General features: G+C 41.1%; 10 protein-coding genes and 1 pseudogene. 6 read left to right on the forward strand and 5 right to left on the reverse strand.

Going from position 1 to position 12,421, the window contains the following annotated elements:
• The first annotated feature begins 207 nt into the window (after positions 1-207).
• Together gshA and BJN41_RS13600 are read left to right on the forward strand one after the other, a co-directional pair.
• Positions 208-1,785 (forward strand): glutamate--cysteine ligase, encoded by a 1,578-nt coding sequence (gene gshA / locus BJN41_RS13595; RefSeq protein WP_019838084.1) that lies wholly within the window; start codon positions 208-210, stop codon positions 1,783-1,785.
• 18 nt (positions 1,786-1,803) lie between these two features.
• On the forward strand, positions 1,804-2,337 hold the full coding sequence (locus tag BJN41_RS13600) for a disulfide bond formation protein B (protein WP_070155823.1): 534 nt from the start codon (positions 1,804-1,806) through the stop codon (positions 2,335-2,337).
• 141 nt (positions 2,338-2,478) lie between these two features.
• On the opposite strand, the gene BJN41_RS13605 is transcribed toward BJN41_RS13600, so the two are convergent.
• The gene (locus BJN41_RS13605) at positions 2,479-3,810 is read right to left on the reverse strand and encodes an alpha/beta fold hydrolase (protein ID WP_070155825.1); all 1,332 of its coding nucleotides are present in this window, start codon (positions 3,808-3,810) and stop codon (positions 2,479-2,481) included.
• Positions 3,811-4,118: 308 nt separating this feature from the next.
• Between BJN41_RS13605 and BJN41_RS13610 the strand changes: the two genes are divergently transcribed.
• Both BJN41_RS13610 and parE read left to right on the forward strand, forming a co-directional pair.
• A complete protein-coding gene (locus BJN41_RS13610) occupies positions 4,119-4,703 on the forward strand; it encodes a YqiA/YcfP family alpha/beta fold hydrolase (RefSeq protein WP_070155926.1) in 585 nt (194 codons plus the stop codon).
• Positions 4,704-4,717: 14 nt separating this feature from the next.
• Positions 4,718-6,598, forward strand: a complete 1,881-nt coding sequence (parE, locus tag BJN41_RS13615; RefSeq protein ID WP_070155827.1) for a DNA topoisomerase IV subunit B — start codon at positions 4,718-4,720, stop codon at positions 6,596-6,598.
• Positions 6,599-6,674: 76 nt separating this feature from the next.
• On the opposite strand, the pseudogene BJN41_RS13620 reads toward parE, so the two are convergent.
• From BJN41_RS13620 to BJN41_RS13635, 4 genes and pseudogenes are all read right to left on the reverse strand, one after another.
• Positions 6,675-7,375, reverse strand: a pseudogene (locus tag BJN41_RS13620) (phospholipase D family protein).
• A gap of 137 nt (positions 7,376-7,512) precedes the next feature.
• Entirely contained in the window at positions 7,513-8,928 is a 1,416-nt protein-coding gene (locus BJN41_RS13625; protein WP_070155829.1) for an SLC13 family permease, read from the reverse strand.
• A gap of 176 nt (positions 8,929-9,104) precedes the next feature.
• Positions 9,105-9,887 carry a sulfite exporter TauE/SafE family protein gene (locus BJN41_RS13630; RefSeq protein ID WP_070155831.1) on the reverse strand — a complete coding sequence of 261 codons (783 nt, stop codon included), beginning with the start codon at positions 9,885-9,887 and terminating at the stop codon, positions 9,105-9,107.
• A 173-nt stretch (positions 9,888-10,060) separates the two neighbouring features.
• Entirely contained in the window at positions 10,061-10,801 is a 741-nt protein-coding gene (locus tag BJN41_RS13635) for an outer membrane protein OmpK (RefSeq protein ID WP_070155832.1), read from the reverse strand.
• Positions 10,802-11,345: 544 nt separating this feature from the next.
• Here BJN41_RS13635 and BJN41_RS13640 point away from each other — a divergent pair.
• On the forward strand, positions 11,346-11,711 hold the full coding sequence (locus tag BJN41_RS13640; RefSeq protein WP_004974190.1) for an HPF/RaiA family ribosome-associated protein: 366 nt from the start codon (positions 11,346-11,348) through the stop codon (positions 11,709-11,711).
• A 164-nt stretch (positions 11,712-11,875) separates the two neighbouring features.
• Positions 11,876-12,418, forward strand: coding sequence for an ankyrin repeat domain-containing protein (locus tag BJN41_RS13645; RefSeq protein WP_070155834.1), 543 nt, complete (start codon positions 11,876-11,878; stop codon positions 12,416-12,418).
• Positions 12,419-12,421 lie beyond the last annotated feature (3 nt).

Below are 12,421 nucleotides of genomic sequence, written 5' to 3' on the forward strand. Positions count from 1 at the left end.
ACTTTATAAAATGTCAGCATGCCTCAAAATCATCATTTTGTTAGAAAAAAACAGCCCAAGCGCATGTGCTGATGCCAAATCAAGTTATACTTGAACGGTAGCAATTTCATCTCAGATCATGTGTATGATTGAGAAAATTGCCACCGACCCAAAATCAGCCTGTGGTTTGTGTCGTATTTGTAGTGTATTGGATTAAGCGAGAGTGTAATGAGTGAACCCGAACCAAATGCGCAAGATGTTCTACCAACATGGGTAGACGCTGCGTTGCTTCAAGGGATGTTGCGCGGGATTGAACGCGAAAGTCTGCGTATGCAAAGCGATGGCTTCTTGTCGCAGCAAGCACATCCTCAAGCCTTAGGTTCGGCACTCACACATCCACACATTACCACAGACTATTCTGAAGCACTGATGGAGTTCATTACTCCACCGCAAAGCAGCATTCAACACGCGCTGGATTATTTGCGTGATATTCATAGCGTGGTGCATCAACACTTGGGCGAAGGTGAAAAGCTTTGGCCGCTGTCGATGCCGTGTATGCTCGATGAAACCGATGATAATATCCCACTGGCGCAATATGGCAGCTCCAATATCGGGCGTTTTAAAACCTTGTATCGTCGTGGTTTGGGCGTGCGCTATGGTCGCCGTATGCAGACCATTTCAGGGGTGCATTATAATTTATCCTTCCCTGAACATTTATTTGCCGCCTTGCAACAACATGAAAGCGATGAGCAGCTCAAAGCACTGAGTTTGCAAGATTATCGTAGTCATCGTTATTTGGGTTTAATTCGTAATTTTATTCGTTTAACGCCATTGGTAATGTTCCTGCTCGGTGCGAGTCCATCGGTCTGTCAGTGTTTTATGACAGGGCGCGAGCATCATTTATTGCCGTTGTTACGAGGCACGTTGTATTTGCCGTATGCGACTGCGCTGCGTATGGGTAACTTTGGCTATCAAAACTCAGCACAGAAAAAACTTGGTATTCATTACAATGACTTAACAGGTTATTTGGATGGTTTACAAAAAGCTGTAAAAACCCCGTACTTGCCATTTAGCCGCTTAGGTTTAGATGATGCCACGGGTGAACCAATTCAAATTAATGACCATGTGCTGCAAATTGAAAATGAGTACTACAGTTTGGTGCGCCCAAAACAAGTACCACAAGAAGGTGAAACCCCATCTCAAGCACTTGCCAATCGTGGTATTGGTTATGTCGAATTGCGTGCGGTAGATGTCAATCCGTACAGCCCAATTGGGATAGATGAAGATACAGCAGGCTTTTTGGAAGTCTTGGCATTGTATTGTTTATTGCAAGACAGCCCTGCCTTGTTAGATGCAGAACAAAGCATTATCGAAAAAAATCAGGCTGAAGTGGTCAATCGTGGGCGTGCGCCAAATGCGCAAATTCAAGAGGGCGATGTTAAAACCCCAATTGAAGCTTGGGGAAAGCAGTATGTCACCGCGATGCAACCTTTGGCTGCTTTACTTGATCAATGTTATGCGACGCAGCTATATTCTCAAGCTTTAGAGCGCATGATGGCACGTTTGCATGAAGACGATGAAACCCTGTCGGCACACATGATTGCCGATACTATTCAACATGGCGGTACCTGGGGCTTTGGCAGTTATATGGCCCAGCAACATGCACATGCCTATGAGCAACATCTATTGCGTCCTGAAACACAAACATATTTTGATGAAATTGCAGTGCAATCTATTCAGCAACAAAAACAACTTGAACAAGCACAGGGTCTGAGTTTTGCAGACTATGTCGCACAATATAGATAACAGCTCAGAGATTTAAACATGCAATTGAGTTATCGTCTGCTAAGTGGTGTTTTATTTTTAGCCAGTGTCATCGGGATGACATTTGCATTGTATTTAGAGCATGTGCAAGGTTTAGCGCCGTGTCCACTGTGCGTTTTTCAGCGCGTGGGTTTAATTGCATTGGGCTTGGTTTCACTGATTGCTTTTGTGCATAATCCTAAATCTAACGTAGTTAAGCGTATTTATGCGCTGCTTGGCAGTATTGGAATTTTGTGGTCAGTKGGTGTGGCAGCACGACATGTGTGGCTGCAAAATCTTCCGCCAGATCAAGTGCCAAGCTGCGGTCCAGGACTGGATTATTTGGTAGATGCCTTACCTATGAAAGCCGTATTGCAACAAGTGCTGTCGGGTTCAGGTGAATGTGCTGTGATTGACTGGACGTTCTTGGGGCAGTCTTTACCCGTGTGGTCTTTGCTGTTCTTTAGCGTGTTGGCGCTCATCAGTTTATGGCAATTGTTGCGTAACTATCCGTTTGTGGCATCGACTACATTTGGCAAAGTGAAGAAAAAATAAATTCCGGCAGCCTACCCACTGAATTGATAAAAATGCGTCATCCATAAAATTGCGATGGCGCATTTTTTTATGTATTTTAGCTCTGTTAAAATCCATCTAAAATGATTGTGTTATAGGGTATTTTGAACTGCTTGGACTGTGTTAGGTGAGCGCAATGCCTTCTAAACTTGACCAATCTCCAATAAATTCATGAATTTGCCGCTCTGGTACTTCTTCGTGTGCAGGATAAAACCATTTCACCAATTGCTCTGCCACACTTGGATGATATTGTAACTGAAAGTGGTTCAGACCATAGAACACAGCTTTGTGCGATTCAGGCAGTTTTAATTGAAAACGTGGGTTAGGATGTTCCCCCAAAGCACTTTTTATACTGACCAAATAATCGCCAATGACTTTGCGGGTCAGGTTCTGCTTTTTCTCAAACTCAATGCTGCCTGCTACGAAATAAGCATTAATATGGGTCGGCAAAGGCGCAGGTTTGCGGTTGTCATCTATCTGCCCAATTCGTGCCTGATTGTGTTCCCAGTCATCATCTCGCACACTGCCATAGCGCAAATCTAAAATGCCGTTGCTGCGAATATTGACCRAATGCCCGACAATTTTCACAATGGGGAAGCGACCTAATTTTTCCTGTAAATGGAAACCAAAACGCTCTAAAACTGCCCCGTGATGTGGTGAGCCCAAACAAACCAGATTTTCGACCAAGTGAATCCAGTGCTGTAAATTTTGCTTACCGTAAAACAGCGCACTGCGCGATACCAAACCGCCCATGCTGTGCCCAATTAAATCAATACTGGTAATTTTAGGATGGCGCTGAATTAAATCATCTAAGGTATTGGCGAGACTGCGACCATTGGCAGAAATGCGACGTCCTGTATTGTAATTTAGATATAGCATGGTGTTATGGTCACGTTGTGCCAGTAATTTTTCACCAAAACCACCAAATTGATGTGTAGTCCAATCGAGGTGATTACGGCATAAACCGTGCACAAAAATTACCACACGCCCAGACAAATCGCCTTGTTGGACTTCGCCATAATGGTCATAGAGCACCATGGGTAAGGCGAGCGGATTTTGCTGTTCGAGTAGATAATCTCCCAGTATGCCATTCAGTACACCCACTAAAAAATGTAGGCTTGGTGTAAGTGCCTTGTCATGTAAGTTGGGAAATTGCGCAATAATTTTACGTAAACCAGGCGCAATAAAGTGATAGCCGTATTGTTGTAAGCTGTGGAATGTAAACTTATACAACTTTTGAAAAGTCGCAGTTTTTTGAAACTTTTGAGAGCGTTGTTCGCTCATGCCAAATACGCTGAGCAAAACTTCACGCTGAATAGTTTGAATCACTTCGCTCATCACGGCATTCAGGCGCGTGCTGACCAACTGCGCCAAGCCTTCTAGTACATCGGCCTGACTTGGAGGTGTACGGTCCCATCTACAATAGGTTTCATGGAGCGGTGTTAAACTTGGCATACTGTGTTGCCCCTTATGTTCCCATATACCGAACGCTTTATTTTTACTTGGGTTCGCGGTATAAACTCAAGGGTCTGCTGGCATTTCATGAATTTACAAGATTGCAAATTTTTAGCTGAATTGTCACCAAACCCGATACTTTTATTTTATCGTGTTCATCTTGAACTACTTGTAAAATACCGATGACTGCCAAGATGTTCGCATCTTTTTGTCTAACAATTGCATTTTTCCATGAAAATTAAATTAAAAACGCAAAATAAGTACTGTATCAGCCAAAAAATGAATGGTGTTGCTCAGAAATGTCACGCATGAATTTAATTTACTTACATGGTTTTCAAAGCAGTCCCTTGTCCATGAAAGGGCAGCTATTGTATGCCTATGTGCAACAGTATTGTCCTGATATTCAGATGCATTTGCCCGATTTAAATGCCCCGCCTTTACAGGTCTTAGCAAACGTTTCGGGATTGATTCAAAGTTTGACCAACGTGGCGTTGGTAGGGAGCAGTCTAGGCGGCTTTTATGCGACACAACTGGTCGCACAGCATCATGTACCTGCTGTTGTGATTAACCCTGCTATGCGACCATGGCAATTGTTTCAGGACTTGTTTGGCGATGTGTTGCCATACGTGGTACATCCGAACTGGAGCTTAACTACAGCGCAATTGGATGACTTAGCAGACATTGCGTTGCCAGTTGCGCAAGATGCAGACAAAATATTGGTGTTATTGCAACAAGGCGATGAAGTTTTGGATTATCGTGAAGCGCAGCGTTATTATAGTGCTGGCTCACCTTCGGCCATGATCATGACTGAAGCGCACGGCAATCATGCCATGGATGATTTTGCAGACAAAATTCCGATTTTACTGCAATTTTTATCGGATTCCCTAGCTTAAGGAAACAGTACAACGTGTCTCAATATACCGCTCAATCTCTTGAAGTTTTATCTGGTTTAGATCCAGTACGTCGTCGTCCGGGCATGTATACCGACACCACACGTCCAAACCATTTGGCGCAAGAAGTTATTGATAATGCGGTGGATGAAGCACTTGCAGGGCATGCCAATAAAATTACCGTAAAAGTCTATAAAGATGGCTCTTTGTCGGTAGAAGACAATGGCCGTGGTATGCCTGTCGATATTCACCCAGAATACGGGCAAAGCGGGATTGAAATTATTCTGACCAAGCTACATGCAGGCGGTAAGTTCAGCACCGACAACTACCAATTTTCGGGTGGTTTGCACGGGGTCGGTATTTCTGTAGTGAATGCCTTGTCCAGTCGGGTTGAAGTGACCGTACAGCGTCAGGGCAACCTGTATAAAATGGCTTTTGATCAGGGCGAAGCCGCTGCACCTTTAGAAGTCTTGGAAGGCAAAGCGCCAAAACGTGCTTCGGGTACGTTGGTACATTTCTGGCCTGAAGCTAAATATTTCGATTCACCTAAATTTGCGCTTAAAGCCTTAAAACACAATTTAAAAGCCAAAGCGGTACTGGCTGCTGGTTTAGAAATTCATTACATTGATGAAATTAACGATGAAGAAATTGTCTGGCAGTTTGAAAATGGTCTAGTCGACTATTTGATGGATGAGCTGGAAGATCGTGAGATTGTACCTGCTCCTGCTTTTGTGGCGACAGGTGAGGCAGAACGTGCTAGTGCAGAATTTGCAATTTGCTGGAATGTAGAAGGCGGCGAGCAAATTCAGGAAAGTTATGTCAACTTGATTCCGACTGCGCAAGGCGGTACGCATGTCAATGGTTTACGTTCTGGTGTGACGGATGCTTTACGCGAGTTTTGTGAATTACGGAATTTATTGCCGCGCAATTTAAAACTGTCTGCCGAAGATGTCTGGGATGGGGTCAACTACATTTTATCGTTAAAGTTCCAAGAGCCGCAGTTTTCAGGGCAAACCAAAGAGCGTTTATCGAGCCGTGAAGCAGCAAGTATTATGCTGAATATCGCCAAAGATGCCTTTGCCTTGTGGTTGAACCAAAACTCTGACATTGCCATGCAACTGGCGGAAATGGCTATTTCCAAAGCAGGTCGTCGTTTAAAAGCGGCGAAAAAAGTAGAACGTAAAAAAATTGTTTCAGGCCCAGCCTTACCAGGTAAACTGGCCGACTGCGTGGGGCAAACCCGTGAAGAATCGGAACTATTTATTGTAGAAGGTGATTCTGCAGGGGGGTCTGCCAAACAAGCGCGCGATAAAAACTTTCAGGCGATCATGCCAATTCGCGGAAAAATTTTAAATACGTGGGAAGTATCTTCGGACGAGGTTTTGGCTTCACAGGAAGTACACGATATTGCAATTGCAATTGGGGTTGACCCAGGCAGTGATGACTTGTCTGAATTACGTTACGGCAAGGTTTGTATTTTGGCCGATGCCGACTCAGATGGTTTACACATTGCTACCTTGCTGTGTGCTTTATTCGTGAAACATTTCCCAAGCTTGGTGGAAGATGGGCATTTATACGTCGCCATGCCGCCATTATTCCGTATTGATGACGGTAAAGATGTGCATTATGCGCTAGATGAAGATGAGTTGGAAAATACGCTTAAAAAAGCCAAAACCAAAAATCCGCAAATTACCCGATTTAAAGGTTTGGGTGAAATGAATGCCAGTCAACTACGCGAAACCACGATGGATCCAAATACACGCCGTTTGGTGCAACTTGATTTAGATGACAGTCATTTTACTGCAGGTTTATTAGATAAATTGCTGGCCAAAAAGCGTTCTGCAGACCGTAAAGTATGGTTAGAGCAGAAAGGTAATTTAGCCGATTTGGCGGTTTAGCTGATTTAGTTTGGAAAAAGCATCCATTATTTCAAAAAAGTAATGGATGCTTTTTAGTGTGATTTTGATTGGTATTTTATAATTCAATATTTTCAGGCCATAAAAAATATCCACCATATTGAATGGTTTTAAATTCTGCACCTACGTCTTTGCCTTGTTGAGTGAGTATGTGCTTTCCAGCATCATTGATATTTAAGAAGCCTTTTTCGGTAAAATGAGCCAACAATTCATTGGTTTTCATTTTATGTTTTGCTGCAAGTTTAGATGATGTTAATTTACCAACATTATTGTCATTGGTTTCTTCAACAGATTCATTTGTTGGTTCGGCTTTCACTTCATCTAAACTAATTCTAACTTCATCACTAATACGAATAATACGTTGTGCTTCTTCATAAGCATCTTTAAAGACATCTTGATCTTCATATTTGCGAATCAAAATGCCCATTTCGTTATTATTAATTTGGCTAAATTCATAAAGATTTAGACTAGAAATAATACATTCAGATTCATTGAGATAGCATTTAGCATGTAAGTTTTTACAAAAACTGAGCCGAACAAAATCAAGTTTTTGCATCCATTTTATTTCATCAGGATGTAAATCACTTTTTCCATAAACGATTCGAATATCAATTTTGAGTCGATCTTTATCTTCAAGTAACTCTTTAATACGGTCATTTAAACGTAAATATGGGCTAATTAAAATTAACTTTCTTTGGCATTTTTTATAAGTTCTTCTAAGAAAAAATTGGTCGCGCTCGTATTCAAAAACTTAGCCATTTAACCCTCCTCATCGTGTCTAAATTATTAAGTCCTGAGTATAGCGAATTTATTTAGGTAATTATTTGATGATTAAAATATTCTAAAATTAAGGTGAAAAAAATGGAGCATCTTGTGCTCCATTTTTTTATTGATCCTTAACTAAAGAACCAATATACGAATAATGAAATAATAAATACGCACATGACGTTCAAGACCATGCCCACACTCATCATTTCAGTTTGTTTAATTTGACCAGTACCAAATACAATCGCATTTGGTGGTGTTGCCACAGGAAGCATAAAGGCACACGATGCCCCAATACCAATAATCACCACTAAAATTTCTTTTGGAATACCCATTTGGTCTGCAATTGCAGCAAATACAGGGACCAATAATGCAGCAGACGCCGTATTACTGGTAAATTCAGTTAAGAAAATAATGAAGATGGTCACCGCAAAAATCACCACCAATGGAGAGGTATCCCCAAAGGTATTGGCAAGGGTTTGACCCAATACCAAAGATGCACCTGAATCTTTTAAGATTGCACTGAGGGTTAAACCACCACCAAACAGTAATAACACGCCCCAATCGGTATTTTCAGCCACTTGCCGCCATGATGCAGTACCTAGCATGACCACCAAACATGCAGCAGCTAATGCAGTCCATGTATCGGGTTGGCTAATACCAAAGGTATCGCTAAGTTTTTTACCAAAAATCCACGCCACGGCAGTACATGCGAATAAAATCATCGTTGCAATACGGGTTTTGGTCCAAGGAATGACTTCAGTTTCAAAATGAATTTTCTGGTTTAAATTTGGACGCAATACCAAATATAAGCTGACCAACATCGCTGGTAGTAAAATCAGCATCATTGGTAAACCAATTTTCATCCAGTCAGCAAAGTCATAGTCTAATGCTTTGGCTGCAATAGCGTTTGGCGGCGAACCGACCAAAGTACCCAAACCACCTAAACTGGCAGAGTAGGCAATCCCCAATAAAATGAAAACGAAGGTTTTACGCTCTTTGGTGGCATCAAGGTGTGACAATAAACCCAGTGCTAACGGTAGCATCATTGCCGCGGTGGCTGTGTTGGAAATCCACATTGACAACGCAGCAGTGACCGCAAAAATAGATAAAACCGAAATCCCCAAGTGACCGCCCGACATGGAAATAATCCACATTGCAATTTTACGATCCAGTTTCTGAATGTGCAGTGCAGTCGCTAAAGCAAAACCACCAAAGAACAGGAAAATAACAGGATCGGCAAAAGTTGCCAATGCCTTGCTGGTGCTAATTGGCTCAAGCACTTTGCTGGCATTTTCTACAGGCATGCCCAAAATTACGGCAAGCACTGGCACCAAAAGCGCGGTAATGGTAATATGTACAGCTTCGGTGAGCCATAAAATACCAATAAAAAGCAACAGACTTAGACCCTTATTTGCATTTTCGTCATAAGGCAAGACATTGTATAAACCGAAAGAGAGCAGGGCTGCAATTGCAACAATCACCCAGGTCTTGATCAGTTCTTTTCGCTTAATATTGGCTGGCACTTCTATATGGTTATTTTCCATAGAAGTTCACTCCGTCAAAAAGGAATTAAAAGAAAAGAGGGAAGATTGGTCGATGCAAACGACCGAAGCAGTCTGAATAGACTGTCTTTTAAGCTAGCTTTAATTATAGGTTTAAAAATTTATTTAAGCCAAAAAAATCTAAATAATTTTCCATTTGTTATGTACATTTTAATGATTTATACCATCAATGCAGGCTGTTTTAAAATGATGGATAATCCTTGAGCAATTGCGTAAATAGCCATAAGACCCAGTAAAGTAAATACAATCTGCTTAAATACAGCCTGAGAAATATTTTTACGAATCTGACTGCCCACATAAACCATTGCCACAGAAATTAGGCAAATTAGGGCTAAAACTTGTAATTGTATGTGATTAAATTGTTGAATGACAGGAAATAAAACTGCCAGTTGAATGAGTTTGGAAATAATAAAATTTAAGTTACTAATCACTACAATATCAGTTTTGCTGTGTTGGGTGCTGAGCAAATACATCATCAGAAATGGTGCCATGGCATTCGTTGCACCACCAATCACACCTGCTAGAAAACCAAAAATCAGCATATTTTTCAGTGAGGCAGAAATTTGCAAAGGATGCTGTCGAAATTGATCGGCCACGTAAAGCAGAATTAGTAAACCCATCGCAAATTTTAAATAGCCTTCATTTAGAATCAGCAGCAAACTGACGCCCAAATAGCTGCCAATCAGCGCACTGAGAATTAAGCCCCAATATTTTTTGCAGTAGCCATATAAACTGCTCAATAAAGATTGCTGTGTATCGCCCCGCAGCATGAATAGATTTAACAGTAAACAGGGAATAAGGACTAAGGCAACTGCGGTACTGAGTGGATACAACATCGCCACCGCAGCCGTGCTGAGCATAGGAAAACCAAAACCGCTCATGCCATGCAAAATTGCAGCAATCGCACAAAACATCAGAATAATGAAATCGGTTTTTTGCATGTGGGGGTTCACAGTGCTTTTTATTTGAAATTTAACTCAATGTAGCGGAGTTTTGCACCAAGTACAAATGGCTTGTGTGGTGGTGAGCAATGTATAACGATTGAAAATTATTTTAACGACCAATAAAAAAGCAAGACTGAAGTCTTGCTTTTTTGAATAGCGATGAGGCTGGCTTAGAAGTGGTATTTGACCAATGCGCTGACATCGTTTTGATTGATGCCTGATTTATTACCGTATTTGTTGTTCCAAACAGAGTGTTCGATACCGACATATAAACGTGTATTTGGCGAAATGTGTTTGCCTGCATTCCATTTATATTGTGTAGTCCAGTTGAGTTCGCTAGCGTGGTCATCTTCTGCAGTAGACCAATCAAGGAAACCATCTACTAAAAAGTCTTCAGCACCGACTTTAAATGGAAGACCGTAAGCAAACGTCATTTGATAATCATCTTGAGAGATATCTTTATCATTATCTGCTTTGTAGAAGTTCAATTGCGCATATTTGAAATATGGAAGCTCAAGATCAAAACCAATACCGTATAGGTAATTGTTAAAGCCTTCGCCACCTTCCCAAGTGGTTGCAATTAAAACATCTTTAATTGGACCAAAGGCAAGTTTTTGACCAGAAACAGCGCCTAAGCTTAAGCGTGGTGATACTTCAAAGTAAGTGTCATTGCCATCTACATCATTGTTTGAACGGTCAGCAAAGGCAAAAAAATCACCATATTTAAAACCAGCAGCGTATTCAAAAGTTACAGTGCTTTGTTCAATCTCTTGATCGCCAGTTAAAAAAGGTGATTTGTAATTTTCACCGTATAAACCTGTCACGCTAAAATCTTGCCAAATCGGTGCAGCTTGCGTAAAAGTTGCAGCAGTGGAGATTGCGCACAGCGCAGCAATATGTGTAAGTTTCATAAAAATAGACCCCAATAAAAGCGTTTCAAGGATACAGATCCTTTAGCAAAAATAAAGCAAAATTCGATTATTGACGGGTCATTTTTGGGTGTTTTTTATCAGTTTTTGGGTTGAGTGTTTTTTAAACGATTTAAAACCAATGGTCAAAATGTAAAGGTGAATATTGCAGGTGTGACTAAACCCTTTAAAAGCATCAAGTTTCTCATTGGCAATAGATTGAAAAACGTAGTGCTATCCAAATTGATCGCTTATTGAGCATCTAAGCTGAATTGGTGATAAAAGGGTTATTCTTTTGCTGCTTTTCTATAAATATTGCTTGCATATTTTTCAGATAGGCCCGATATTCAAGGTATAGGGACACGGTTCTGCAGAATTAAAAGTGTTCATCATTCACGTAGGAGGAAGTGATTCCAAACTAAGTTGAAGATGTACTTTATGCTGTAAAAACAGCACATTATAAACACGCCAAAACATATATATAAAATTATGTGTAAGATTTTGGCACAACAAGATTCAGAAATAACGAACGCAAGAGGATGAAATCATGAACATTGAAATCCGTACCGATAAAAACATTCAAAACAGTGATCGATTAATTAGTTACGTTCGTGAAGAACTGAATAATGAATTCCAACGCCACAGTGAGCGTATTACCCATTTTTCAGTGCATTTTAGTGATGAAAATGGTGAAAAAGGCGGTGATGACGACATTCGTTGTATGATTGAAGCACGTCCAGCAGGTTTAAAACCAGTGGTTGTGAATCATCGTGGTCATAATATTGATACAGCCATTCACGGTGCGATTGACCGTTTAAAACGCAGCCTAGAACATGCGTTTGAGAAAAATGAGAATCCTCGTGGTGCTCGCCCAGAATTTGTAGATACAGATGTTGGTGGCGACGACGAATAAGGATCAGACAGATTCCAAGAGCCTCGCAAATTTTGCGGGGCTTTTTTGTGTTTGCATGCAGCCAATGCACTAAATTCACCATTTCCTGACATTTATCTCATACAAATGTCGCTTTATTGGGCATAATAGTTCTAAATTAAACATTGAATAAGAGAGCTCTCTGCATGTTAACTGCGCAACAACAAGTCTTGGTGCAAGCAATAGAAGAATTAGACCTTGCCCAAGTGCAACGCCTATTGGCAGACGGTTTAGACCCTAACTTTATGGATGCCGAAAAAGGCCCTGTGATTTCAGTTTGGTCAGATGGTTTATTTCAATGGTGGGAAAAAGTCTGTGAAGCATACGAAGCGGGTCAACCACTCACAGAGCAGCAAAAACAGCAAGATTTACAAGTGCATCTTGATATCTTAGATGCACTGATTCAAGCTAAAGTGAATTTGCATTTATGGGATGCCGAAGAAATTTATGGCCCGTTATGGGATGCGGCTTCTGCAGCGTGTGTTCCTGCTGTACAGCGTTTATTGGATGAAAAAGTCGATCCGAACAGCAAAGATGAAGATGGTTTAACTATTCTATCTTCAATTAGTGATTTATTGTTTGATTGTGATTTTGACGAAATTCATTGGTCGGATGCTTTGCCAGAAGAACAACAGACTTTAGAATTGTTGCGTCGTTATGGCGCAAAAATGAGCAAAGAATTGGCCTAAGAG

The sequence above is a fragment of the Acinetobacter towneri genome (genome assembly GCF_001758345.1).
In the GTDB taxonomy this organism is placed as follows: domain Bacteria; phylum Pseudomonadota; class Gammaproteobacteria; order Pseudomonadales; family Moraxellaceae; genus Acinetobacter; species Acinetobacter towneri_A.

Bases quoted from the DNA above. Each gene is read 5' to 3' on its own strand.
- gshA (WP_019838084.1), top strand. From the start codon at position 208: ATGAGTGAACCCGAACCAAATGCGCAAGATGTTCTACCAACATGGGTA.
- BJN41_RS13610 (WP_070155926.1), top strand. From the start codon at position 4,119: ATGAATTTAATTTACTTACATGGTTTTCAAAGCAGTCCCTTGTCCATG.
- BJN41_RS13625 (WP_070155829.1), bottom strand. From the start codon at position 8,928: ATGGAAAATAACCATATAGAAGTGCCAGCCAATATTAAGCGAAAAGAA.
- BJN41_RS13630 (WP_070155831.1), bottom strand. From the start codon at position 9,887: ATGCAAAAAACCGATTTCATTATTCTGATGTTTTGTGCGATTGCTGCA.
- BJN41_RS13635 (WP_070155832.1), bottom strand. From the start codon at position 10,801: ATGAAACTTACACATATTGCTGCGCTGTGCGCAATCTCCACTGCTGCA.
- BJN41_RS13640 (WP_004974190.1), top strand. From the start codon at position 11,346: ATGAACATTGAAATCCGTACCGATAAAAACATTCAAAACAGTGATCGA.
- BJN41_RS13645 (WP_070155834.1), top strand. From the start codon at position 11,876: ATGTTAACTGCGCAACAACAAGTCTTGGTGCAAGCAATAGAAGAATTA.